General features: G+C 72.6%; 24 protein-coding genes. 13 read left to right on the forward strand and 11 right to left on the reverse strand.

Annotated features, from left to right (window positions below; all coding sequences use genetic code 11):
• Positions 1–26: 26 nt before the first annotated feature.
• A complete protein-coding gene (locus IEY30_RS10115; RefSeq protein WP_081920320.1) occupies positions 27–4,046 on the forward strand; it encodes a Pls/PosA family non-ribosomal peptide synthetase in 4,020 nt (1,339 codons plus the stop codon).
• Positions 4,043–5,419: a M1 family metallopeptidase gene (locus IEY30_RS10120; RefSeq protein WP_043416188.1), complete on the forward strand. Its 1,377-nt coding sequence runs from the start codon at positions 4,043–4,045 to the stop codon at positions 5,417–5,419. Before IEY30_RS10115 ends, IEY30_RS10120 begins: the two co-directional genes overlap by 4 nt.
• 34 nt (positions 5,420–5,453) lie before the next feature.
• Here the strand turns inward: IEY30_RS10120 and IEY30_RS10125 are convergent, their stop codons facing one another.
• Both IEY30_RS10125 and IEY30_RS10130 read right to left on the reverse strand, forming a co-directional pair.
• On the reverse strand, positions 5,454–6,131 hold the full coding sequence (locus IEY30_RS10125) for a 4'-phosphopantetheinyl transferase family protein (protein WP_052358293.1): 678 nt from the start codon (positions 6,129–6,131) through the stop codon (positions 5,454–5,456).
• Positions 6,124–6,369: a three-helix bundle dimerization domain-containing protein gene (locus IEY30_RS10130; protein ID WP_052358292.1), complete on the reverse strand. Its 246-nt coding sequence runs from the start codon at positions 6,367–6,369 to the stop codon at positions 6,124–6,126. Before IEY30_RS10130 ends, IEY30_RS10125 begins: the two co-directional genes overlap by 8 nt.
• 323 nt (positions 6,370–6,692) lie before the next feature.
• On the opposite strand from IEY30_RS10130, the gene IEY30_RS10135 reads away from it, so the two are divergent.
• The 5 genes from IEY30_RS10135 (at position 6,693) to IEY30_RS10155 (ending at position 10,154) form a co-directional block, all read left to right on the forward strand.
• Positions 6,693–7,775, forward strand: a complete 1,083-nt coding sequence (locus IEY30_RS10135) for a sigma-70 family RNA polymerase sigma factor (protein ID WP_030193761.1) — start codon at positions 6,693–6,695, stop codon at positions 7,773–7,775.
• The gene (locus IEY30_RS10140; protein ID WP_030193758.1) at positions 7,768–8,670 is read left to right on the forward strand and encodes an STAS domain-containing protein; all 903 of its coding nucleotides are present in this window, start codon (positions 7,768–7,770) and stop codon (positions 8,668–8,670) included. The genes IEY30_RS10135 and IEY30_RS10140 overlap by 8 nt, the downstream gene beginning before the upstream one ends.
• A 26-nt stretch (positions 8,671–8,696) precedes the next feature.
• Complete coding sequence (locus tag IEY30_RS10145) at positions 8,697–9,080, forward strand: STAS domain-containing protein (protein ID WP_030193755.1); 384 nt, start codon at positions 8,697–8,699, stop codon at positions 9,078–9,080.
• Entirely contained in the window at positions 9,077–9,382 is a 306-nt protein-coding gene (locus IEY30_RS10150; protein ID WP_030193752.1) for a phosphatase RsbU N-terminal domain-containing protein, read from the forward strand. Before IEY30_RS10145 ends, IEY30_RS10150 begins: the two co-directional genes overlap by 4 nt.
• 214 nt (positions 9,383–9,596) lie before the next feature.
• Complete coding sequence (locus tag IEY30_RS10155) at positions 9,597–10,154, forward strand: ABC transporter substrate-binding protein (protein ID WP_188960123.1); 558 nt, start codon at positions 9,597–9,599, stop codon at positions 10,152–10,154.
• 164 nt (positions 10,155–10,318) lie between these two features.
• Here the strand turns inward: IEY30_RS10155 and IEY30_RS21870 are convergent, their stop codons facing one another.
• Positions 10,319–11,308: a LuxR C-terminal-related transcriptional regulator gene (locus tag IEY30_RS21870; RefSeq protein WP_030193747.1), complete on the reverse strand. Its 990-nt coding sequence runs from the start codon at positions 11,306–11,308 to the stop codon at positions 10,319–10,321.
• A 487-nt stretch (positions 11,309–11,795) separates the two neighbouring features.
• Between IEY30_RS21870 and IEY30_RS10165 the strand changes: the two genes are divergently transcribed.
• Positions 11,796–12,545, forward strand: coding sequence for a GIN domain-containing protein (locus tag IEY30_RS10165; protein ID WP_081920318.1), 750 nt, complete (start codon positions 11,796–11,798; stop codon positions 12,543–12,545).
• Between the two features lie 53 nt (positions 12,546–12,598).
• Here the strand turns inward: IEY30_RS10165 and IEY30_RS10170 are convergent, their stop codons facing one another.
• Positions 12,599–13,048, reverse strand: a complete 450-nt coding sequence (locus tag IEY30_RS10170; protein ID WP_052358291.1) for a hypothetical protein — start codon at positions 13,046–13,048, stop codon at positions 12,599–12,601.
• 348 nt (positions 13,049–13,396) lie between these two features.
• On the opposite strand from IEY30_RS10170, the gene IEY30_RS10175 reads away from it, so the two are divergent.
• The gene (locus IEY30_RS10175) at positions 13,397–13,873 is read left to right on the forward strand and encodes a CoA-binding protein (protein ID WP_030193743.1); all 477 of its coding nucleotides are present in this window, start codon (positions 13,397–13,399) and stop codon (positions 13,871–13,873) included.
• A 36-nt stretch (positions 13,874–13,909) separates the two neighbouring features.
• Here the strand turns inward: IEY30_RS10175 and IEY30_RS10180 are convergent, their stop codons facing one another.
• From IEY30_RS10180 to IEY30_RS10205, 6 genes are all read right to left on the reverse strand, one after another.
• Positions 13,910–14,416: a DUF4383 domain-containing protein gene (locus tag IEY30_RS10180; RefSeq protein ID WP_052358290.1), complete on the reverse strand. Its 507-nt coding sequence runs from the start codon at positions 14,414–14,416 to the stop codon at positions 13,910–13,912.
• Positions 14,417–14,603: 187 nt separating this feature from the next.
• Entirely contained in the window at positions 14,604–14,804 is a 201-nt protein-coding gene (locus tag IEY30_RS10185) for a hypothetical protein (protein ID WP_030193739.1), read from the reverse strand.
• A gap of 83 nt (positions 14,805–14,887) precedes the next feature.
• Positions 14,888–15,913, reverse strand: coding sequence for a zinc-dependent alcohol dehydrogenase family protein (locus IEY30_RS10190; protein WP_229674928.1), 1,026 nt, complete (start codon positions 15,911–15,913; stop codon positions 14,888–14,890).
• The gene (locus IEY30_RS10195; protein ID WP_030193736.1) at positions 15,910–16,224 is read right to left on the reverse strand and encodes a hypothetical protein; all 315 of its coding nucleotides are present in this window, start codon (positions 16,222–16,224) and stop codon (positions 15,910–15,912) included. Before IEY30_RS10195 ends, IEY30_RS10190 begins: the two co-directional genes overlap by 4 nt.
• A gap of 102 nt (positions 16,225–16,326) precedes the next feature.
• Positions 16,327–19,146 (reverse strand): helix-turn-helix transcriptional regulator, encoded by a 2,820-nt coding sequence (locus tag IEY30_RS10200; RefSeq protein ID WP_081920317.1) that lies wholly within the window; start codon positions 19,144–19,146, stop codon positions 16,327–16,329.
• Positions 19,147–19,248: 102 nt separating this feature from the next.
• Complete coding sequence (locus IEY30_RS10205) at positions 19,249–20,082, reverse strand: alpha/beta fold hydrolase (protein WP_030193731.1); 834 nt, start codon at positions 20,080–20,082, stop codon at positions 19,249–19,251.
• 263 nt (positions 20,083–20,345) lie between these two features.
• Between IEY30_RS10205 and IEY30_RS10210 the strand changes: the two genes are divergently transcribed.
• The 4 genes from IEY30_RS10210 (at position 20,346) to IEY30_RS10225 (ending at position 24,128) form a co-directional block, all read left to right on the forward strand.
• Entirely contained in the window at positions 20,346–21,476 is a 1,131-nt protein-coding gene (locus IEY30_RS10210) for an ABC transporter permease (RefSeq protein ID WP_030193728.1), read from the forward strand.
• Positions 21,473–22,180 carry an ABC transporter ATP-binding protein gene (locus IEY30_RS10215; protein WP_030193726.1) on the forward strand — a complete coding sequence of 236 codons (708 nt, stop codon included), beginning with the start codon at positions 21,473–21,475 and terminating at the stop codon, positions 22,178–22,180. Before IEY30_RS10210 ends, IEY30_RS10215 begins: the two co-directional genes overlap by 4 nt.
• Positions 22,181–22,192: 12 nt before the next feature.
• Positions 22,193–22,801: a TetR/AcrR family transcriptional regulator gene (locus tag IEY30_RS10220; protein ID WP_030193724.1), complete on the forward strand. Its 609-nt coding sequence runs from the start codon at positions 22,193–22,195 to the stop codon at positions 22,799–22,801.
• A gap of 70 nt (positions 22,802–22,871) precedes the next feature.
• Positions 22,872–24,128 (forward strand): amidohydrolase, encoded by a 1,257-nt coding sequence (locus tag IEY30_RS10225; protein WP_052358289.1) that lies wholly within the window; start codon positions 22,872–22,874, stop codon positions 24,126–24,128.
• Between the two features lie 17 nt (positions 24,129–24,145).
• Here IEY30_RS10225 and IEY30_RS10230 read toward each other — a convergent pair whose 3' ends face one another.
• Positions 24,146–24,505: a helix-turn-helix transcriptional regulator gene (locus IEY30_RS10230; RefSeq protein ID WP_229674929.1), complete on the reverse strand. Its 360-nt coding sequence runs from the start codon at positions 24,503–24,505 to the stop codon at positions 24,146–24,148.
• Positions 24,506–24,518: the final 13 nt, after the last annotated feature.

Genomic DNA, 24,518 nt, shown 5'->3' on the forward strand with positions numbered 1-24,518 from the left:
GTTCACCTGACGGCACTAGGTTCGGCATGGAGGCGCTCGGCGGGTCGGACGGGCGCCCCGGACGAGGAGGGCGCGTGGTGGATCCCCTGCTGGCAGGCGACCGTGCCGCTGCGCCCAGGACCCTCGTCGACGTGCTGGCCGACGTCACGGCCCGCCACCCCGACGCCCCTGCCGTCGACGACACCCGGACGGTGCTGACCTACACCGAGCTGACCGAGCACGCCCGCCGGCTCGCCCTCGAGCTCGCAGCCGCTGGCGTATGCCGTGGGGACCGGGTGGGAGTGCGCGCTCCGTCCGGCACGGTCGACCTCTACGTCGCGGTGCTCGCCGTCCTGCACGCCGGTGCCGCCTACGTCCCGGTCGACGTCGACGACCCGCCGGAGCGGGCCGACCTCGTCTTCGGCGAGGCGCGCGTGTCAGCCGTCGTCGGTGCACGCCGGCAGGTCACGGTGCCGGCGCACGTCCGGGGGACGCGTCGTGCGACGGCCCGTCCGGCTCGGGGTGTGCTGCCCGAGGTGCGGGTCGAGGACGACGCGTGGGTCATCTTCACCTCGGGGTCGACGGGCGTGCCCAAGGGTGTGGCCGTGTCGCACCGGTCGGCGGCAGCCTTCGTCGACGCCGAGGCGCGGATGTTCTTGCAGGACAGCCCGATCGGACCCGGTGACCGGGTGCTCGCCGGGCTCTCGGTCGCCTTCGACGCCTCGTGCGAGGAGATGTGGCTCGCCTGGGGTCACGGCGCGTGCCTCGTGCCGGCGCCCCGCAGCCTCGTGCGCACCGGGATGGACCTCGGTCCGTGGCTCGTGGCGCAGGACGTGACGGTCGTCTCGACGGTGCCGACCCTCGCGGCCCTGTGGCCGGCCGAGGCGCTCGAGCCGGTGCGGCTGCTCGTCTTCGGCGGCGAGGCCTGCCCACCCGAGCTCGCGGAGCGGCTCGTCTCGCCGGACCGCGAGGTGTGGAACACCTACGGCCCGACCGAGGCGACGGTCGTCTCCTGCGGGGCCCGCCTCGACGGGACCTCGCCGATCCGGATCGGCCTGCCCCTCGACGGCTGGGACCTCGCCGTCGTCGGGCCTGACGAGCTGCCCGTGGGGGTCGGGGAGACCGGGCAGCTGATCATCGGCGGGGTCGGCCTCGCCCGCTACCTCGACCCGGCCAAGGACGCCGAGAAGTACGCGCCGATGCCGACCCTCGGGTGGGACCGCGCGTACCGGTCCGGCGACCTCGTGGTCAACGACCCTGACGGCCTCGTGTTCGTCGGTCGTGCCGACGAGCAGGTCAAGCTCGGCGGGCGCCGCATCGAGCTCGGGGAGGTCGATGCGGCCCTGCAGTCGCTCCCCCACGTCTCCGGCGCGGCGGCGGCCGTGAAGACGACGACCGCCGGCAGCCAGGTTCTCGTCGGCTATGTCGTCCCCGACCCTCCGGACGCGTTCGACCGGCACGCGGCGCTGGCGCGGCTGCACGAGGAGCTGCCCGCGGCCCTCGTGCCGGTGCTCGCCGTCGTCGACACCCTGCCGACCCGCACCTCGGGCAAGGTCGACCGGGCCGCCCTCCCCTGGCCGCTGCAGGACGTCGGCGACGACGACGGGCCGAGCGACCTCGCCGGCACGGCCGCATGGCTCGCGGCGCAGTGGACCGCCGTGCTCGGCACGACCGTGCGGTCCGCGGGGGCGGACTTCTTCGACCTCGGCGGCGGCAGCCTGTCGTCGGCCCGACTCGTCTCCCTGCTGCGCGGGCGCTACCCCACCGTCACCGTGGCCGACGTCCACGCGCACCCGCGCCTCGGGGCGCAGGCCGAGCTCCTCGAGACGATGGACCAGGGCGGGTCCTCGAGGGTCGACCGGACGGTGCGGCGCATCCCGCGCCGGACCCAGCTCGTGCAGACGGTCGTCTCGGTGGTCCTGCTCACGGTCAAGGGCCTGCAGTGGCTCGTGGCCCTGGCCACCCTCACCGAACTGCTCCGGCTCTTCGACCTGGCCAAGTGGTCCGTGCCCGCGTCCTGGTGGGTCCTTGCCGTCGGCTGGGTGGCGTTCATCAGCCCGCTCGGGCGGATGGGCTTGTCCGCGTTGGCCGCTCGCGTGCTGCTCGCCGGCGTGGCGCCCGGCACCTACGCTCGCGGCGGGAGCGTCCAGCTGCGCCTCTGGGCCGCGGAGCGCTTCGCCGACGCCATGGGGGCCATCACGATGGCCGGCGCCCCGTGGATCATCTACTACGCGCGGATGCTCGGCGCCTCGATCGGCGCCGGTGTCGACCTGCACAGCGTGCCACCGGTCACGGGCATGCTGACCATCGGCGCGGGCGCCAGCATCGAGCCCGAGGTCGACCTGTCCGGCTACTGGATCGACGGCGACCTCGTGCACGTCGGACCGGTCCACATCGGGCGCGAGGCCGTCGTCGGGGCCCGCAGCACCATCGGCCCCGACGTCCACATCGGCCGCGGCGTCGTCGTCGAGGCCGGCTCGACCGTGCTGAGGTCCGTGCGTCCGGGTCGGGTCGTCGCCGGCTCGCCCGCTCAGCGCGTCACCTCGTCCGATCGGTCGGGCTGGCCCTCGGAGCGCCCTCCGGCGGCGCGGGCGTGGCTCGCGGTCTACGGCGCCTCCGGGGTGCTCCTGTCGGTCCTGCCCTTCTTGGCCCTGCTCCCCGGGGCGTTGCTCGCCGGTGGCGCCGTCGGGAGGGCGGGCGCCGGCGACGCGGTCGTCGCGGCCTACGCGGCCGTGCCCCTCGTGACCGTGCTGGGACTGGCCACGCTCGCGGCCGTCACCATCGTGCTCGTCCGGCTGCTCGGGCTCGGGCTGCGGGAGGGGTGGTTCCCGGTGCGCAGCAGGGTCGGGTGGCAGGTGTGGGCCACCGAGCGGCTGCTCGACCAGGCTCGCACCCTGCTCTTCCCGATCTACGCCAGCCTCGTGACGCCGTCGTGGCTACGCGCCCTCGGCGCCAAGGTCGGCCGCGACGTCGAGGCCTCGACCGTGCTCCTGCTCCCGTCCATGACGTCCGTCGCCGACGGCGCCTTCCTCGCCGACGACACGATGGTCGCCACCTACGAGCTCGCGCACGGCTGGGTGCACATCGCCCCCGCCAAGGTCGGCAAGCGGGCCTTCCTCGGCAACAGCGGGATGACCGCGCCCGGCCGCCGGGTGCCCAAGCACGGGCTCGTCGCGGTCCTGTCCGCAGCGCCGCAGAAGGCCAAGGCGGGGTCGAGCTGGATCGGCAGCCCACCGGTGCGTCTGCGCCGGCCCCCGCAGGGCTCCGAAGGCGAGCGCACCTTCGCACCACCCTTGCGGCTCAAGGTGATCCGCGGGCTCGTCGAGCTGTGTCGGATCGTGCCGGTCATGGTCACGGTGGCGATCGCCGTCAGTGTCCTCGTCGCCCTCCAGTGGCTCGTCGACCGCTACGGGCTCGGCGGCGCGGCCGCGCTCGGCGGTGTCGTCCTCGCCGCCGCAGGCGCCGTCGCGGCCACGGTGACGACGGTCGCGAAGTGGGTCGTCGTCGGCCGCGTCGGTGCCGTCGAGCACCCCCTGTGGAGCTCCTTCGTCTGGCGCAACGAGGTCGTCGACACCTTCGTCGAGATGGTCGCGGGCCCGTGGTTCGCGTGGACGGCGACAGGCACCCCCGCGATCAACGTGTGGCTGCGCAGCCTCGGGGCCCGGATCGGCCACGGGGTCTGGTGCGAGACGTACTGGCTCCCGGAGGCGGACCTCGTGACCCTCGGCGAGGGCGCGACCGTCAACCGGGGCTGCGTCCTCCAGACCCACCTCTTCCATGATCGAATCATGAGCATGGACACGGTCACGCTCGAGGACGGCGCCACCCTCGGCCCCAACGGGGTCATCCTCCCGGCGGCCAGCATCGGACGGGCGGCCACCGTCGGCCCGGGCTCGCTCGTGCTGCGCGGCGAGTCCGTGCCCGCCGGGACCCGCTGGACCGGCAACCCGATCGCGTCGTGGAGCGGTGCCCGGCTCGCGGTCGACGACGCCCCGGCCGAGGCGTCGGTGCAGGCCGGTTCGCAGGCCGGTTCGCAGGCCGGGTCGGCCCGGGCCGACGCCCGATGAGCGGCGGCGCCGCCCACCCGCCCCACGCGCTCACCGACACGTACACGCCCGACCGTGGCGACCCGGCATACGTCGTCACGCACTACGACCTCGAGCTCGACTACAAGGTGGCGACCAACCGACTCGCCGGGCGCGCGGTCCTCGAGCTCACCGTCGTCGAGGACGCGCGCAGGCTCGTCGTCGACCTCGTCGGCCTGCGCGTCTCCAAGGTGACCGTCGGTGACGCCCCGGCCAAGTGGGTGCACCGCGGCCCACGCGTCGTCATCACCCCGTCCACCCCGCTGCACCGCGGGCAGCGCACCCGCATCACGATGACGTATGCCGGCACGCCCGGTCCCGCGACCACGCTCTGGGGCGATGTCGGCTGGGAGGAGCTCAGCGAGGGTGCGCTCGTGGCCGCGCAGCCCAACGGCGCCGCGACGTGGTTCCCCTGCAACGACCACCCGAGGCACAAGGCCACCTACCGGATCGCCTTCGAGTGCGACTCCCCCTACGACGTCGTGGCGACCGGGACGCTCGTGGCGACCCGGTCGCGCGGCAGCCGGACGCGGCGCGTCTTCGAGCAGCACGTCCCGATGGCGACCTACCTCGCGACGGTCCACGTCGGGCACTACGTGCGCCGGCCGCTCGGGCCCGCCGACGTGCCGATCACGGTGCTGCTGCCCGCGGGCCACGAGCGTCCCGTCATGCACGACCTCGGCCGCCTGCCCGAGATGACCCGGCTCTTCCGGTCGCTCTTCGGGCCGTACCCCTTCGACGACTACACCGTCGTCGTCACGGCAGACGACCTCGAGATCCCCCTCGAGGCGCACACCCTGGCGACCTTCGGACCCAACTGGCTCGACGGGCACCGGCACCACGAGCGGCTCGTCGCCCACGAGCTGGCGCACCAGTGGTTCGGCAACAGCCTGACCCCCGCGACGTGGGCCGACATCTGGCTCAACGAGGGCTTCGCCTGCTACGCCGAGTGGCTCTGGGGCGAGCACGCCGACGGCGTCCCTGCCGCGACGAGCGCGCAGAGCCACTGGTCGCGGCTCGCCCGCCTGCCGCAGGACCTCGTCCTCGGCGACCCGGGACCCGACCTGATGTTCGACGACCGCGTCTACAAGCGCGGCGCCCTCACCCTGCACGCGCTGCGGCTCCGGGTGGGCGACGGAGCGTTCTTCGACCTGCTGCGCGACTGGGCGGCCGGCCACCGGCACGGGTCGGTGACCACCGACGACTTCGTCGACCTCGCGGAGGTGCACGCCCGGCGTGCCTCGGCCGGTGTGGGCAGCACCGGTGACGCCGCCGCCGAGCGGGTCAGGGACCTGCTCGAGCAGTGGTTGTGGGCGACCGACCTGCCGCCGCTCGCGCCGACGGCCGGGGGCTGACCGGGGCCGACAGGCGGCTCGCGGTCGCGGCCGGTCAGTGGTGGCGGACCTCGAACGGACCGTCGGCCGACAGCAGGGCGACGGCGGCGGCGTGCCCGACAGGCGCGGCGATGTCCACCACCACCAGGCGAGGCAGGCCCGGCACCACCTCGGAGGGGACGCCGGGGCGCGGGGTGACGAAGGAGGCCGGCTCGATGAGCAGCCCCACGCCCAGGGCCTTCAAGGCGGCCTCCTTGCGCACCCACGTCGTGGCACGGCCCTGAGCCTCGGCTCCGGCGGCGCCCTCGCCTCGTTCCCGGGGGTGGAGGGCCACCTCCTCGAAACCCTCGAAGCGGGTCCCCTCGACCTCATCGACGTCGATGCCGACCGGGGCGGAGCGCGTCAGGGCGAGAGCGACGACGGTCCCGGCACGGCTCAGGGACAGGTGGAGCCCGGGGTCGTCGAGCAGGACGGGGCGACCGTGCTGTCGACCGCAGTCGGGGCAGGTCCGGTCGAAGCGCAGCGACCCAGGAGGTCGGCGCAGGAGCCGACCGACCTGCGACCGCGCCAGCAGGTGCAGCTCGAGGTAGGCCCGCACCGACGGCCCGTCGGCGAGGCGAGCCAGGCGCTCGCGCTCGTGGTCGTCGAGCGCCCCGGCGTCGGCCGAGCCGCGCGCCGGTGCCGGAGACGCAGCCGTGTCGAGCACCCAGGCGTCGACGACGGCTTCAGCCATCCGACGCCGTGGGCGGCGTGCGGTCCGGCGGCGCCACCTGCTCGCGCAGGGCGAAGGACAGCCGGTCACGTGCCGCGTGCTCGACGAGCACGGGCACGAAGTCACGCACCGGGCCGGTGAGCTCCGAGTGCGCGAGCCTCACCGCCGCCTCGACGACGTCGGCATCCAGCTGGGGGAAGTGCTCCTGCAGGCGCAGCCGGACGTCGGTCAGGGCGCTCAGCTCGTCGGCACGGTCCACACCTCAAGAATCGGGGCGCCGGGCCCCTCCCGCAAGACCCCTGCGTGACGTACGGGAGACGCGCGCCACGCGTTGGGGCCGATCCCGCGGCCCTCTGCTGCCTGGTGGCACCACGTGAGGCAGAAGCTCGCTCCGGGTCACCCAGCCATCCCTCGACACGTTCGAGCGCGAGGATGAGCACGAGTCCCACGCCCGGCGCGGCGAGCGCCAGCAGAGTCATGTCGGTCCTTTCCTCGGTTCCCAGCCTGGCTGATGCCGGCGGGGTCACCCACGACGACGCCGCCGAGGCACAGGGATGACGTGGCGGCGGGTACGTTGACTCCGTGAGCGCAGCCGAGCGCCCCGGGCCGGTGCCCGGCCACACCGCGGAGGACGTCGCGGGCCTGCTGCCCATGGTCCGGCGCATCGTCGGTGCCAGGGTCGGCGGGCACCCTGCCGCGGAGGACCTCGTCCAGGAGACGCTGACCCGCGTGCTCGCGGCGTCCTCGACGATCGAGCCGGGGATGCTCGAGCCGTATGCCATCGTGACGGCCCGCAACGTCGTGGCCTCCATGTGGCGCGACGCCGACCGCAAGAGACGCAACCAGCACCGCGCCCTCGACCTGAGCACGCCTGATGCGCCCGAGACCCAGGTGGTCCTCGACGAGGAGCAGTCAGCCATGGCCACCGCCCTCGCCCGGCTCACCGACCGCGAGCGCCGCACCCTGCTCGACCACGAGGTGACGGGCACCGACACGCGCACCCTCGCCGCGCGCGAGGGCAGCACCGCGGGCGCCGTGGCCGCGCAGCTGAACCGCACCCGCGCCCGCCTGCGGGTCGAGTACCTCCTGGCCGTCGAGAAGGTGGAGCCACCGACCGACCGCTGCCGACCGGTCCTCATCGCGCTCAGCGGGGGCGACCAACGGCGCCAGCGGGAGGTCCAGGCGGCCCAGCACCTCCTCGAGTGCGAGCCGTGCGCCCGGCTCAGCCAGCCTCTCCTCGAGCGGGGCCAGCAACGCGACGACAGCCTGCGCATCGCCATCAGCGGCGACCCGGACATCGTCTCCGCCCGCGTCGCAGCGCGCGAGCTGGCCGGCCGGCTCGCCTTCGGACCGACCGACCTCACGGTCGTCGCGACGGCCGTCTCGGAGGTGTGCCGCAACATCGTCCGGTTCGCCGGGTCCGGTGAGGTGGTCGTGGAGCTGCTCGAGACGCCGCGACGCGGCATCCAGGTCGTGGCCCGCGACGGCGGACCCGGCATACCCGATGTCGAGCGAGCGCTCGGCGACGGCTTCAGCACGTACGGCGGACTCGGCCTGGGTCTGCCCGGGGTGCGTCGGCTCATGGACGAGTTCGCCATCGCGAGCGAGCCCGGCCACGGGACGACCGTCACCATGACGAAGTGGGAGAGGACGAACGATGGATGAGCGACCCGAGGAGCACTCCGGGCTCACAGCCCTGCGCGATGACGCCGAGGGCGGGGAGCACCTGCTCTCGCAGCTGGTCTCGCACCTGCGCGAGCACCGGACCCGCCTTCGGCAGGAGTGGGCCGAGCGGATCCAGCAGGCGCACCTGCTGACCGCGATGACCCCGCAGGAGATGGCCGCCGAGACCACGTCGGTCTACGACAACTACGTCGAGGTCCTCGAGACGGGAAGCGTCGAGGCGCTGCAGCACTACGCCCGCGACCTCTCCGAGCGGATCATCCCCCGTGGCGTCGAGACCCACGAGGTGGTCGGCATCGTGCTGCTGCTGCGCGATGTGCTGGCCAGGTCGCTCTTCGAGAAGTACCAGCGGGACTTCGCGCTCCTCAACGAGGTGCTCGACGCCTACGAGCCCGCCGCCAACCGCATCGCCAACACCGTGGCCGTCAGCTTCGTCGACGAGCGTGAACGCGTCATCCGCCAGCAGCAGGACGCGATCCGCGAGCTGTCGACCCCGGTTCTGCCCGTCCGGGAGCGGCTGCTCATCCTGCCCATCATCGGTGTGCTCGACAGCGAGCGCGCTCGTCAGCTGACCGAACAGCTGCTGACCGGCATACGAAAGCATCGCGCCAAGGTCGTGGTCATCGACATCACCGGCTCGCCCGACGTCGACGAGACGGTGGCGAACCACCTCGTGCAGACCGTGGACGCGTCACGCCTCATGGGCGCGAGCGTCATCATCACCGGGCTGTCGCCCAAGATCGCGCAGACGCTCGTCACCATCGGCGTCGACCTGAGCAAGATGAACACGATCGGCGACCTGCAGGGCGGCCTCGAAGAGGCCGAGCGGCTCCTCGGCTACACCGTGACCAGGAAGGAGGGCAGCACCAGCTCGTGAACGGCGGACCGGCACTGGTGTCCATCATGCGACAGGGATCGACCCTGATCGCATCGGTCCACACTGCCCTCGACGACTCCCAGCTGGTCCGCTTCGAGCACGACCTCGTCGACCAGATCGGGGAGCACCGCTCGCGCGGCGTCATCATCGACGTCGCCGCCCTCGACGTCATCGACTCCTTCGCCGCCCTGACGCTGCGCAGGATCGCGGAGATGGCTCGCCTGCGCGGCGCCCTCACCGTCGTCGTCGGCATCCAGCCCGAGGTCGCCTTCACCATGGTCCGGCTCGGGATGGGCACCGGGGACGTGCCGACCGCACTCGACCTCGAGGAGGGTCTGGCGCTCCTGGCAGCGCACGCCCCGCGCGCCCGGTCGGGCACGAGCACCGACACGTCCAACGGCTACCCATGACCGGGCCCGGGGCACGGTCCCCGCTGGACGACCTCACGCAGGACCAGCGGGCCATCCTGCTGCGCTTCCTGCCGCGGCGCGACGAGGCTGCCCGCGAGGCTGCCTACGAGCTGGGGCGGCAGTCGTTCGCGGCAGGCATCAGCCTGCTCGACGTCTGCCGCATCCACCACGAGCTGACGCTCGAGGTGCTCGGTGAGACCGCCGCGGACGAGCAGCTGGACGTCGCCACGAAGGCCGGGGAGCTGCTGCTCGACGTCCTGGCCGCCTACGACATGACGCACCGCAGCGTGCTCGACGCATGACGCACGGCACCGGACGCCTTCGCCCGGGATGCATGACGCGAGAGCTCGTCGTTCTCGTCCTCGCCCCAGCATCACGTCATGCTCAGGCTCGTGGCCGACCGCCGCCAAAAGGCGTCGCTGGGGCCGAATGCCGCGTCATGTCCGGACGGGCACGGGCTCTTCAGGTGTGACCGATGGCCCACGAGGCCGCGTACACCGATCAAGGAGTCACCTGATGAAGCTCTCCACCAAGCTCTGTGCCGCAGGCGCCACGCTGGCCACGACCGCCGCGCTCGGCCTCGTGCCGGCCGTCTCCGCCTCCGCCGCCCCGACCGCCGCGCCCACCGTGGCGCCGGCCGCCGCCACTCCCAGGACCAGCATCGCGCCCGCGACTCTGACCCAGGATCTCGGTGCCCTCGGTACGTTCAACGGGCTCTTCACGCCCACCGGCTTCAGCAACCAGAACGGCCAGCTGGCGGTCACCGGCGTCGTCACAGGTACCGTCACCTCTCTGACCGGCGCAGTCACGCAGCTCGACCCGCAGACCGTGACGACGACGGTTCAGAACGCCGCTGCATCCGGCAGCTGCAAGATCCTCACGCTGGACCTCGGGCCCCTGCACCTCGATCTGCTCGGCGTGGTCGTCGATCTCAACGCGATCCACCTCAACATCACGGCCCAGTCCGGCCCGGGCAACCTGCTCGGCAACCTGCTGTGCGCTGTCGCCGGCCTGCTCGACGGCAGCGGCATCAACGGTCTGGCCACGCTGCTCAACCGCCTGCTCGGTCTCTGACCTGACGCCCCGCTGCACGGCCCGGGCGTGATCTCACCCGGGCCACCCGGTGGCGCCGACCCCTCCCCGGGTCGGCGCCATCGCTCGTCCGAGCACCCCCGCGGAGGGGGCGCGGACGCGGCAGTGGCGGGACGGCATACGCCATCGGTTCGGTCACGCGTCGCTCAGACCCCGCCCGGCTCCCGGTCGTCCTCGCCACTTCGCACGAGCCAGCGCAGCTCGCTCCGGTGCTCGAGCCCGAGCTTGGCCAGCACCGAGGCCATGTGCGTCTTGACGGTCGCGGTGCCGATGCCGAGGGCGGCCGCGACGGCGGCGTTGCCCGGGTCCCCGTCCGGTCCCGTGACGAGCCCGACGACCGCACGCTCGCGCGGCGAGAGCGCCTGGAGCGGGTCAGGCCGGCGAGCCCGCTGCGACGCCGGGTCGGTGTGGCCGCCGAGCCGCGTCATGAGAGCCGCCTGCACCTCGAAGCAGCGGCGGCTCAGCCGGCTCGCAGCCGCCGCGCGCTCCTCGGGGTCGTCGAGCTCGCCGAGGCGCTCGATGTCGGCGGCCAGCTCGGTCAACGCCGCGGACGCGTGCGTGACGGCCATCAGCGTGCCGGCCCGACCGGAGTCCTGCAGCTCGGGATAGACGGCGCCGAGGTTGAGCCGCCGCCCGGGGCTCGTGGCATGGATGCGGTCGAGGACCACCGCAGCCAGCCACGTCAGCGCCGCCACGACCTCGTCCGTCATGACGCCGGGGGTGTCGGACAGCGCCCCGAGCAGGCCGACCACGCCGTTGTCGGAGAGCATCGGCACGACGACCGCGTCGGCCGACGGCTCACCGTCGCCGAAGCGCACGCCTCGGTTGAGCAGGGCCCCGTCGTCGTCCTGGAAGCGGTACGGCTTGCCGGAGGCGACCACCCAGGCCACGACCCCGGCAGGCCCGTAGGTCATCGTCCCCGCCTCGGAGTACGTCCCGTTGCTGAACAGGTACGGGTAGGAGATGCGCCGATCCTCCTCGCGGAGCAGCGCCACGTAGAAGTCGTCGAGGGCGGCGATGGCCCCCACGGCCGCACGGCACGCATCGTAGACGGCGAAGACGTCACCACGTGCCGCCTCGTGGATCATCACATCCGCGTGGCGCAGGGCTCGGATCGTCGAGTCGCTCAACGTCATGACGTGCCCTCTCGCTGTGGTCCGGTCCGTTGTGGTCCGCTGTGGTCCGCTGGGGTCGCGTCCGGTCTGTCCGGTCTTGCCGGCGGGCGCAACGTTAGTGGGCCGGGTCGGGTGCGCGCCGGGTTCCGCGTGAAGTCCCTCCCCCCGAGGATGACCCCAAGTCTCCCCCTGCGGGGGATGCTCAGGACTGAGCCCACCAAGGACCATGGCAGAGCCGATTGCTGGCCAGGAGTGCCGCAGGTGGGAATGCGGGGCATCCGGCCACTGGCGGTGTGCGTGCCACAGGGGGGCGTGCCGCCCGGCTCAGTCTCACCCAGGGGTGAGTCGCGAAAGCCCCGGTTCTCGGCCCTTGGGGAGGGGTGGCGAGGACCGGGGCATCTCCGCGTGCCCGACGCAGCTCTGCGTGCCCGACGTCGCCCGGCCACGGGGGACCTTGGGCCCTGCCGCCTGACCCCGACGCGCCCGCACGCTGGTCGGGGAGGCAACCATGAGGACCCTGACCGTGATCTTGGCCCTGCTCAGAGGACGGATGTTGGCACCGCTGCGTCCGGCGCCGCCCTCGCGACCTCGCCCGGCCCGTGACGGCGTGGCGGTTGCCGTGGTCTCCGTCGCCGCCGCGGTGCTCGCCGCCGCCTGCAACGTCGGCTCGCCCGGTGGCATGGTCGTCGGCTCCGGCGATGTCCGCTCCGACACCCGCACGGTCGCGGCCTTCACCGCCGTCAGCGCCGGCGCGGGCGTCCAGGTGCATCTCTCGCGCGGACCACAGAAGGTCGTCGCCACGGCCCAGCCCAACATCCTCGACGTCACCCGGACCGAGGTCTCGGGGTCGCGACTGACGGTCGACACGACGAGCGGCTACGTCAGCGCCCAAGGGATCGTCGTGACCATCTCGGTGCCCGAGCTGACGGCTCTCGAGCTGTCCGGGGGCGCGAGCGCCACGGGCGACACCGGGACGACCCCTGCCTTCACCGTCGAGCTGACCGGAGGCGCCCGCGCGACGCTCGCCGGATCCACCGGACGGCTCACGCTGACGGCCGGCGGCGGCGCCCTGCCCGACCTCGGCGGACTCCGCGCCAAGGACGCGAAGGTCGACCTCAGCGGAGGGGTCGTGGGCTCCGTCGCCGTGAGCGGCACCCTCGAGGGCTCCGCGTCCGGGGGCGTCGTGCTGACCCTGACGAGCCAACCGGCCAGCACCCGCGTCGAGACCTCCGGAGGAGCCGTGCTGCGCAGCCCGTGATCGGATCCTGTTCCCGTCCGTCGCCTTCCGACGACTCAGTCGGGTTCGCCGGCTCAGCCGGCGCCGAACGTGGCGCCGACGACCTGCACCGGCCTAGACGTCGCCCGGTGCGTCAGTGTCGTTCCGTCGGGCAGCTGCACCAACCACTCCGATGCGTTGGGGATGGTGCCGCGGCCCGTGAACCTGCAGCCCGCGCCGACGAGGTTGCCGGCCGGGTCCACGTGCGGCCCCGCGTAGATGAAGGTCGTCACCGCCGTGTCGACTGTGACCGTGGCCGTGGCGGGGGTCGCCGACGTCGTCCCCGGCATCCCCGGCGTCGCGCCTGTGGGCACGCGACCGAAGGGAGGCAGCGCCGGCGTGAAGCGGACGACGCTGCCGACCTCGAGACCCAGCCGGTTGCCGGGTCGGTGGACGGTCAGCGGGCACGGCCCCGAGGTGCCCGAGGCCAGGGCGCGTGCGGCGTCCGGGGGCAGCTCACCGCCGACCCTGAGGTCGAGGGACATCGTCGTCGTGAGCGGGGCGGGCTGGCTCGACGTCGGAGGGGCAGCACACGGGTCGCAAGACGGTGGCGGGGCCGAGCGGCTGCAGCCCAGCAGGAGGACGGCCGCCACCGCACCGACCACCCCTGCCCGCGCGCCACTGCTCCCCATGCCGCACAGGGTGCCGCGCCCGGACCGGCCGTGCACCGGTTTCCGTCACACCGCGACAGGATCGAGATCCGACCAGGCCGTGGGAGGCGGCGGAGCGGCTGGCAAGGCAGGACCTTGGGCCCTGACGGCCAGGGCGCCGGCGGAGCACGCTGGTCGTCGAGAAGCGGCGCCGACACCGCGCCGCCCGACGAGGGGACCGCCATGCAACCGATCAAGGACGCCGCAGCCGACTTCCTCACCCGCCGCCGAATAGCCGTGACCGGCGTGTCACGCGATGCCGGGGCCCACGGCAGCAACGCCGTCTACCGACGTCTGCGCGAGCGCGGCTACGAGGTCTTCGCCGTCAACCCGAACACGACTGAGGTAGAAGGGGATTCGGCCTACCCCGACCTGGCCTCGATCCCGGGAGGCGTCGAGGCCGTGGTCGTCGGCACGCGCCCCGAGCGCGCCCAGGCGACGATGGAGCAGTGCTCCGCACTCGGCATCACCCAGGTGTGGATGCATCGTGGTCCCGGCGAAGGGAGCGTGTCGCCCGAGGCTGCGGAGTGGGGACGGTCGCACGGGATCACCGTCATCGCCGGCGGGTGTCCGCTCATGTTCGCGCCGACCTCCGACGGCGGCCACACCGTCATGCGGTGGCTCTTCAGCCTCAACGGCAACGTGCCACGCCGGGTCTGAGAGCGGCTCGTAGCGACGGACGGATGCGGTCACGACCTAGCGGACCTCGCCCCGGGGGCGACCGCCGATGATCGCGTCGTGCCCGGTGGGCTCGATGGTGCGGCGACGGCCGAGGAGCAGGCCCAGGGCGATCATGCCGAGCCCGAGCGCGAAGTGCAGCCAGTTGTCGGCGGTGTTGACCGGCACGATGTTCGCCGACGACTTCTGGTCGATGACGAGCCCGTACAGCCACAGCACGAGGTAGATGGCGCCTCCGCCGATGAGGTAGCCGCGGGCGGCACCCCAGGAACGTGCCGCGGCGATGCCCGCGACGCCGAACAGCAGATGGACGATGTTGTGCAGGATGGAGACCTGGAAGATCCCGAGCAGCTTTGCGTTGGAGTCGTGCCCGGCGAAGCTGAGGTCGCCGTAGTCGGACGTCAGGCCGGGGATGAAACCGGCCACCCCGACGAGCAGGAAGACGATGCCGACAGCCATGGCCACCCGCTGCACGGTCGTGCGTGCGGGGTTCTGGTGGCCAGCCCCTGATGTGGTGCCAGTCATGGCGATACCTCTCCGTGTCGCTCTCGCGCCCGGTGGCCCTCGGTTCGGGCCGACCGTCACGCGGTGATGACCGGAGGTGTACCCACGGCTGGGCCCTCGAAGCAGCGGAGGCGACCCGGATGTCGTGTCTCGCAGGCGCTGCGACAACGGAGTCGTATGCCGTCCGGTCGGGGCGGGGCGCCCCGGCTCAGGGCCACGGTGCCGTGAGGTAGGCGACCACGAACGCGCCGAGGGAGACGACGACGAGCACCGCGCCGACCTGCGTCTGCATCGTGCGACGCCGGGACGTGGCGTCCTCGGCGGGGGGCGAGACCGGCCGCGCCCCCCAGGCCACGAGCCCGATGCCGACGACGAGCACCACACCGAGAGCGGTCCACACGAACGTCATGCCTGCACGCCGTCCTTCCCTCGGTCTCCGGTCCCCGGCTGACTGACCTGTTGCCGATTCTCCCCCGGATCCGACGGGCCGGCTCAGCTGGACACGGTGACGACGACCTTCCCGGTGGCGGACCCGCTCTCGATGCGTGCGTGCGCGTCCATGACGGAGCCCAGGTCGTAGCCATTGGGGTCGAGCATCGGGCGCAGCAGCCCGGCCTCGGCCATCGAGGCGGCCGCGCGCAAGATGGCGCCGTGGTGCGCGCGTCCGACTCCGGTCAGCAACGGGAGCAGGGTGAAGACGCCGGAATAGGTCGCCCCTCGGAAGCTGAGCGGCGCCAGGCTGTGGGTGCCCCACCCCAGGATGCTCACGACGTGGCCGGTGTAGCGGCGTACGGCCTCGAAGGACGCGTCCAGGGTGGAGCCGCCGATGGTGTCGAAGACGACGTCGAACCCCTCGCCTCCGGTCGCCGCGGAGACGTACTGCTCCACCGAGGTGGTGCGGTAGTCGATCGGCTCGGCCCCGAGGCGACGGATCCTGTCGAGGTCCGGGCCGCTGCCGGTGGCGTAAACCGTCGCACCGCGCGCGACGGCCAGCTGGACGGCGACGTGGCCGACCCCACCCGCTCCCCCGTGCACGAGGACCGTCTGACCGGCTCGGACGGAGGCGCGGTCGACGAGCCCCTCCCACGCCGTCACGAACGACAGCGGGAGCGCAGCGGCCTCGACCATGCTCAGCGAAGCCGGCTTGTGCGCCAACAGGTCGGCGTCGACCGCGGCATACTCCGCGAGGGAGCCCTGGACCTCCCCGACGCCTCCCGTGAGCCCGAAGACCTCGTCGCCGACGGCGAAGCCCTCGACGTCGTCGCCGACCTCCACCACGACGCCGGCCAGGTCCAGGCCGAGCACCGCGGGCGGGACCACGCGAGCATGGGCTGCGCTGCCGGCGCGGATCTTCGTGTCGAGCGGGTTGACACCGCTCGCCGCGACGCGGACGACCACCGTCCCCGCTGCCGCGGTCGGGCGCGAGAGGCCGCGGACGCGGAGCAGGCCGCCGAACTCGTCGAGCACGGCCGCCCTCATCGTCGACGGGCCGGTGCCGTGAATTCCTCTGTCGCTCATGACGCCTCGCCGTCCACGTGCTGCAGGACCGTGGTCAGCTGCCAGTCGACTGCCGAGTGGTCGATGGTGTCGTGGACGGGCGAGTCGCCCATCTCACCGGTAATGCCCGCAGCCCCTGCGCGAGCACGGGCCAGGTCGTCGTAGGCGACGATGTCGACGATGGCGTCGTCGTCACGCTGGACGATGCGCCTCCAGCGGAATCCGGGTCGCCGCTGCAGGTAGGCGTTGATGTCGGCGTTGGCGTCGACGAAGTCGGCGCCGCTGAGCCCTGGGGCCAGCCTCAGGGTCGTGATCTCGAGGACCTCGGTCATGGTCGCTCCTTCTGGACGGGGATGCGGGTGCGCACCACGTCGGTGCCCCGCTCCAGTCAGGGTGCGTCGCCGAGGATCGTCACAACATCAGTCGTTCGACCCTCAGTGTCCCCGCGCCGTGAGGGCGTCGCGCAGGGCCGCCCGCGACGTGATGCCGAGCTTCGGGAAGACGCGGTAGAGGTGCGCACCGACGGTCCGGGGCGACAACATCAGCTGCAGGCCGATCTCGCGGTTGCTGAGGCCCGAGGCGGCCAGGCGGGCGATCTGCAGCTCCTGGGCCGTCAGCTCGGTCGCCCGCTCCACGCCGACCCTGCGGGTGGGGCCGGTGGCCCCCAGCATGGCGTCCGCCCGCGCGGTCCACGGCGCGGCCTCCAGGGCCGTGAACCGTCGTCGGGCGCTCTCGAGCAGGGGTCGGGCTCGGCGCATCGCCCGGTCACGCCTGAGCCGCTCCCCGTAAGCCAGCTCCAGGCGTCCGAGGTCGAAGGGCCACTGCGCGGAGGTCGGGTCGTCGAGCAGGGCCTCGTAGAGGTCCGGATACTCCCGGTCGCCCGCGGCGAGGACGCTCGCTCCTCGCCAGACGAACTCGGAACGCCTTGACAGGGCAGGGATTCCGGCTTCGGCGGCGGCTGCGACGTGTGCCCTGGCCGCCCTCTGCTCGCCACAGCGCACTGCAGCCTCGACGAGGTCCATGACCATCCACGCCGTGACCTGCCCGTGTGGCGGGAACGTGCCGGGCGGGCTGATGGAGCAGTACGCGTCGAAGGCCTCCCGGTACCGCGCCCGGCTCAGCGCGGACAGCCCGTCGACGTATGCCGTGAAGGTGCGCACCGCGAGCGCGTTGCGTGGGAGGGCCCACTGCCTCATGCGCAGGTGCGCGGTCTCGAGGTGGGCGGTGTCGCCGCGCGCCGCGGCGAGCAGCAGGCCCGGGAGCCTGGCGCCCCACAGGAGCAGTGCGTAGTCGTGCTCCTCGCAGAGCCGTACGGCCTCGTCGGCACGGACGGCGGCGTCGTCCCACGCCCCGCGGAAGAAGTCGTCGACGGCGAGCATGACGAGAGCCTGCGCCGACAGGGCGACGGTGTCGCCGACGCGTCCGGCTGCCGCGAGGCGTTCGAGCGGTGCGCGGGGCACCTGCCCGACGTACCACCGCGCCTGGCCGAGCTCGGCGACGTGCATCGGGCTGGCCGCGTCGCCAAGGGTGGCGGTGGCGTCGCTGGTGTCGAGCTGGTCGAGGGCGTCGACGAGACGGTCGAGCTCGGCCAGCTCCTCCGGCGTGGACCGGACCGGGTCGGCGAACGTCGTGGCCGCGATCCTGGCCGGAGGCGACAGGACCGCGCCGAAGCGCGTCTGCAGCTCGTCGAAGGCGGTCCAGAGCTGGGCGCGACCACCGAAGGAGCACACGATCATCAGCGTCACCATGGCGTCCTCGACGGTGCGCGCGTCCCCGTCCGCAAGATCGGTCGCAGACGCCTGTCGCAGCGCGCCCGTCAGGAGCCCGTGCGCGGTGTCGATGTCGCCGTCGTTGTTGAGTAGGTGGGAGGCTGCCGCTACCGCGACCTGCAGGGTCTGCGTCGCGTCCGGATCCTCGGCACGGGCCCGCGCGAGGAGGGCGGCCGCACCCTTCAGGGTGCCGGTGACGTGCGCCCCGACGAAGGCCGCCTGGGCGAGCCGCCGGGCGCGCCGAGACGCGTCGGGGCTGAGCTCCGCCGCCCGGAGCAGCAGCGCTGCGGCGCGGACCCCGTCGCCGCGGTCCAGCGTCCTCGTCGCCAGGTCCTCGAGGTGCGTCGCCACCACCTCGTCGGGCGCGAGCGCTGCTTCGGCCCGGTGGAGCGTGCGCACGTCGGCGTCCTCTGCGAGGTCGGCCAGGCGGCGGTGGGACGCCCGCCTGTCGTTGGCGGACGCGAGGTCGACGACGACGGCGCGGACGAGCGGGTGGGAGAAGACCACGCGCTGGGCACGCCGGTCCACCGACACGAGGCCACCCGACTCGGCAGGCTCGAGGTCGGCGTCCGACGCCGCGACGACCCGCATCAGCGCTGCACCCGCCCCCTGGTCGAGGGCGACGAGCAGCAGCAGCCGGCGCGTGGGGGCGGGCAGTGCGGACACCCGCTCGGCGAACAGGCGTCGCAGGCGGGCGGTCAGTGGAAGCGTGGTCGGTAGGGCATCGGCACCTGACTGCTGCTCGTCGGTGATGCCGCGCTGTAGCTCGAGGATGGCCAGAGGGTTGCCTCCCGCCTCCGACACGATGCGATGCTGCACCGCCGGGTGCAGCGCCGGATGCGCGGCGCGGAGCAGGTGCACCGCCGCGTCGTCGTCCAACGGTGCCACGCTCAGCTCGGCCACGGTGCTGCGGTCGAAGAAGCTCTCCTCCCCCGCTCGCTGGGCCAGGAGCATTCCGATGCGCGTGCCCTGCAGGCGCCGCGCCACGAGGCTGAGGACACCGGCTGTCGCACGGTCCATCCAGTGGATGTCGTCCAGGACGAGCAGGACGGGGGCACGGACCGAGACCTGCTGCAGCAGCGCCAGCGTCGCACTGGTGAGCAGCAGACGCTCCGGCGGCGAGCCGGTGCCCAGGCCGAGAGCAGTCTCGAGGGCGGTCCGGTGCGGTGCGGTCAGGGACGAGAGGTCGGTCGCGTCGCTCATGAGCAGCTGGTGCAGTCCCGCGTAGCTGAGGTCGGCCTCGAACTCGGCTCCCGAGACCCGGCGCACGAGCGACCCCCGCAGCACGGCCCGCTCCGCCGCCAGCTCGAGCAGCGCCGACTTGCCGATGCCGGGGTCACCGGTCACGACCAGCGCATCGCCCGTCGTCGCGGCACGTTCGAGGAAGGCGTCGAGGACCGCCGTCTCGGCGGCACGGCCGGCGAGGTGGCGGGCCGGCGTCGGCACGGTCGGCGAGGACGCAGATGCCTCACCCGGTGGCTGCACGCCCCCAGCCTGCCCTGTGCCGGCGCCGCAGGGAAGCCGCGTGTCCAGCCCTGCGCCCGACAGGCCCGAGGGGCCTGACGCCGCCCGCCACCCCCGTCGCGGTCAGCCCTTGATGAAGTCGAGCAGGGCCGGGTTGACGACCTCCGGGTGCGTCCAGGCGATGTTGTGCGGACCACCGACGACGGTGACCACCTGCAGGTCCGCGATGAGGCCGGGCAGCCGGGCGGCGGTCGCCTCGTGGGGCAGGATCCGGTCGGCGTCGCCGTGTATCAGCAGGGTCGGCACGTCGATCTTCCCGAGGTCGGCACGGAAGTCGGTCAGCCACGAGTCGACAGCCGCCCACGTGGCATACGGTCCTGCAGCGAGCGCCATCGCGAACGCGGCCTGCCACGCGGGCTCGCTGATCCGTGTCCCCCCGAGGACGTCGACGTTGAAGAAGTCGTCGAGGAACGCCTTGAAGTACGCCGGGCGGTCCTCGACGATCGCGGCCTTGATGCCCTCGAAGACCGAGCCGTCGACGCCCTCCGGGTTGTCCTCGGTCTTGAGCAGGAACGGCGGGACCGTCGCCATGAGGACGGCCTTGGCGACCCGGTCGGAGCCGTGGCGGGAGAGGTAGCGGGTCACCTCACCCGTCCCCATCGAGAAGCCGACCAGCACGACGTCGCGCAGGTCGAGGTGCTCGAGCAGCGCCGAGAGGTCGTCGGCGAAGGTGTCGTAGTCGAAGCCCACGGTCGTGTTGCTCGACTGGCCGAAGCCGCGGCGGTCGTAGGACACGACGCGGTAGCCGGCCTCCAGGAGCACGCGGGCCTGCTTGTCCCACGAGCGCCCGTCGAGCGGGAACCCGTGGATGAGCACGACGGGACGACCGCTCCCGTGGTCCTCGTAGTAGATCTCGATGTCGTGGTCGTTCTCGTGGCCGACGGTGACGGTGGACATGGCAACCTCCAGGCTGTGGTGACGGCGACGGATGACGCCGCCGAGGTCCTCGGTGGATGGGTCGCTGACGCGTTCCTCCGGACCCGTTCCTGACTCTGGGGCCACTCCGGCCGCCGGTCATCAGTCACCTGACCTACGTCCCGCCGGGCGTCGGGGCGCCACCTCCCCGTCAGGTCCTTGTGCCCTACCCGCGATGCCTGCCCACGTTGCCGACACTCTGTTGGTATCTTTACCGACATGATGTCGGCATCTTGGAGGTATGCATGTTTCTCGCACTGCGTGAACTGAGGTTCGCTCGCGGTCGCTTCGCGCTGATGGGGGCAGTCGTCGCGCTCATCGCGATCTTGATGGTGCTGCTGTCGGGACTGTCGGAGGGGCTGGTCAACGACGGGGTGTCCGGGTTGAAGAAGATGCCCGCGACCTCGTTCGCCTTCCAGGAGAACGTCTCGAAGGACGCCGCGTTCAGCAGGTCGTTGGTGGGAGCCGGCGCTGTCGAGTCGTGGAAGCACCAGCCGGGCGTCGCGGACGCCACCCCCTTCGGGAACGCACTGGCCAACGCCACGACGAACGGAGGGGTGGACATCGATCTCGCACTGTTCGGCGTCGAACCGGGCAGCTGGCTGGCTCCACGTGCCACGAACGGATCGTCCGTGGTCGACGAGGGGACCGTCCTGCTCAGCAGCACGGCCAAGAAGGCCGGGGTCGAGCTCGGCGACGTGCTCACGGTCGCGCCGGCCGGCAACACCTTGAAGGTCGTCGGCTTCCTCGACGGGCAGCACACCTTCGGCCACGTCGACGTGGGCTACGTGCCGTTGCGGACGTGGCAGGAGGTCCGCGCCGGGGTCCGCCCGGGCGAGGCGGTGCAGAGCCGTGTCTACGAGGAGTTCACCGCCGTGGCCGTCCGCGCTGCGGCCGGGGCGGACCTCGACCTGGCCGCTGGAGACACCGCGGCGGGAACCACGTCCCTGACCCTGAAGCAGTCCTTCGGCGCCTCACCAGGCTTCACCGCAGAGACCTCGACGCTGAACCTGATCCAGGGCTTCCTCTACGCGATCTCAGCTCTCGTCGTCGGTGCGTTCTTCACCGTCATCACCATCCACCGTCGACAGGAGGTCGCCGTGCTGCGTGCCATGGGCGCCAGCACCGGATCCCTGCTGCGCGACAGCCTGGCCCAGTCGCTCATCCTGCTCCTGCTGGCCACGGGCCTCGGGGTCGGGGCCGGCGTCCTCCTGGGTGCCGCGCTCACCGGCACCTCGATGCCCTTCCACCTCGACCCGCAGCCGATCGCCGTGGCCAGTGCGGCACTCATCGCGCTGGGCATGGTCGGCGCCGCGACAGCCGTGCTGCGCATCACCCGGGTCGACCCCCTCACCGCCCTCGGAGGCAACCGATGACCGACCAGACCTCCACCTCCGGACTGATCCTCGAGGACGTCACCCTCGTCCACGGCGATGGTGAGGAGGACGTGCGCGCTCTCGACGCCATCAGCCTCACGGTCGAGCCGGGTGAGCTCGTGGCCGTCGTCGGCCCCTCCGGCTCAGGCAAGTCGAGCCTGCTGGCCGTGGCGGGTGCACTCACCGCGCCCACGAGCGGCCGGGTCTCGGTGGCAGGCGTCGACCTCGCCGCCCTGGACCGGCGCCGGCTCACCCGTCTGCGCCGCGACCACATCGGGTTCGTCTTCCAGTCCGCCAACCTGATCCCCGCACTCACCGCGTTGGACCAGGTCCGGCTGCCCCTGACCTTCGCCGACACCGGTCGACCGCGCGACCCTGCCAGCCTGCTGGACGAGGTCGGGATGAGCCACCGGGCGAACAAGCGTCCCCACCAGCTGTCCGGCGGCGAGCGACAGCGCGTCGGCATCGCCCGCGCCCTGGTCACCAACCCGCAGCTGCTGCTCGTCGACGAGCCCACCGCGGCCCTGGACCGCCAGCGCAGCCAGGAGATCGTCGGCCTGCTCGCGCGCGAGACGCACACCCGCGGCGTCGCCACGGTGATGGTGACCCACGACCATGCCGTGCTCCACCACTGCGACCGGGTGCTCGAGATGACGGACGGTAGGTTGGCAGACCACACGCCGACCGCCGGCGTGGACTCCTGACCGAGGTGACCCGTGCCGCGAATCCAGGCCCCCACCGTTGCCGAGCACCGCGCTCGGCAACGCCGCGCGATCCTGGATGCGGCACGGGCGCACCTGGCCGAGGAAGGACGTGCGCCGTCCCTGGCACAGGTCGGTGCCCGTGCGGGTCTGGCCCGGTCCAGCGTGTACGACTACTTCGACTCGCGCGACGACCTGCTCGCCGCGGTGGTGGCCGACGTCTTTCCCGACTGGGCCGGCCAGGTGACCGGGTCGATGGAGGCCGCCGACACCCCCGGTGGGCAGGTCTGGGCCTACGTCGAGGCCAACCTGACGCTCTTCGCCGGCTCCGAGCAAGCCGTGGCCCGGGCCCTGACCAGCGTGGTCGACCCCTCCCTGCTGGCCGAGCCCGTGTCCCGCTTCCACCAGTCGCTCCAGGAGCCCCTCGTGGCAGCGCTCGAGGCCCACGGAGAGGCCCAGCCCCAGCTCGTCGCCGACATCATCGACTCCATGGTCGTGCGGGTCAGCCGCGACATCTGGGAACCCGCACCGGGCACAGCTCCCAGCACGCTCACCACGTGCCTGGAGCTCCTCGAACGCCTGCTCAAGCCCTACCTCCTGCCGGCGGGCTCACGCGCGTCCTGAGGCCGCTCCCCCTTCGGTCGTCGGGTTCGCGGGTCTTGTCCCGGTCGTTCGACCCCGGTACGAATGGGAGATGACTGCTGCGGACGAGCTGCTCGCGGACCTCGACGCCATCGAGCCCTGGCACCTCGACCTCTACCAGGACCTCCACCGCCACCCTGAGCTCAGCTTCCAGGAGCACCGGACGGCCGGCCTGGTCGAGGACCGGCTCACCGAGCTGGGCTACGAGGTGCACACCGGGATCGGAGGCACCGGCCTGGTGGGGGTCCTGCGCAACGGGGACGGGCCGGTGGTGCTGGCGCGAGCCGACATGGACGCCCTGCCCGTGCGGGAGGCAAGTGGCCTGCCCTACGCCTCCACCGCCATCGCCACCGACGCATCCGGACACGAGACGCCGGTCATGCACGCGTGCGGGCACGACATGCACGTCACCTGCCTGCTCGCCGCGGCCCAGCTGCTCGCCGACCACCGGAGCGCATGGTCCGGCACCGTCATCGCGCTCTTCCAACCCGCGGAGGAGCTCGGCACCGGCGCCCGCGCCATGGTCGAGGGCGGTCTGGCGGCTCGGATCCCCCGGCCGGACGTCGCCCTCGGCCAGCACGTCATGGGGCTGCCCTACGACACCGTGGCCTCGCGCCCCGGCCCCGCCCTCTCCGCTGCCGACAGCATCAGGATCACCCTCCACGGCCGCGGCACCCACGGGTCCATGCCGCACTTCGGCATCGACCCCATCCTGCTCGGCAGTGCCGTGGTGATGCGCCTCAACGCCATCGTCTCCCGCGAGCTCGCCCCCGGACACTTCGGCGTCGTCACCGTCGGCGCCTTCCAGTCCGGGAGCAAGAGCAACGTCATCCCGGAGAGCACGACCCTGCTGCTCAACCTGCGCGCCTACGACGACCGCACCCGGAAGCAGCTGCGTGCGGCGATCGAGCGGATCGTCAGGGCGGAGTGCGAGGCCTCGGGCTCACCGGCGCCGCCGGAGTTCGACTACACCGACCCCTTCCCCGTCACCGACAACAGCCCGCAGGTGCACGACCGGGTCTCCGCCGCGTTCACCGAGCACTTCGGCGACAAGGCCGTCCTCATGGAGCCGTCCACCGGTAGCGAGGACTTCAGCGACATCCCGAACGGGCTCGGCGCGCCCTATCTCTACTGGATCTGGGGCGGCTTCGATCCCGACGACTACCGACGCGCGGCGGCCGAGGGGACGCTGGCCTCGACCATCCCGGGCAACCACGCGAGCACGTTCGCGCCCGTCATGGAGCCCACGTTCCGGACCGGCGCCTCCGCGATGACCGTGGCGCTCATGAGCTACCTGACCAGCTCCTAGGAGCTCGCGACAGACCGTCAGGTGGACGGGCCGGTGAAGATCTCGATGAGCTCACGCACGGGGTGATCGGCCTCGGCCGGGTGACGGAAGGCGACCTCGTCGTGGACGACGTAGCGGTTGCGCCGACCGTCGCGGATCTTCGTGATGTAGCCGGCCTGCTCGAGATCCTTGACGATGCCCACGGCGGCCCGCTCCGTGATCTGGGCGCGCTCCGCCAGATCACGCACGCGACGCCCCGGGTCACGGGCGATGAGCAGCAGGACGCGCCCGTGGGAGGTCAGCAGCGTCCAGCCGTTGCCCTCCGGCGTCGCGGCCGAGGCGCCGTGGCCCCCACCCTCGCCCTCACCGGGGGACTCCGTCGTCGCACGCTTTGACACGGGTTCATTGTGC

It is taken from the genome of Terrabacter tumescens (genome assembly GCF_014646815.1).
Classification (GTDB): domain Bacteria; phylum Actinomycetota; class Actinomycetes; order Actinomycetales; family Dermatophilaceae; genus Terrabacter; species Terrabacter tumescens.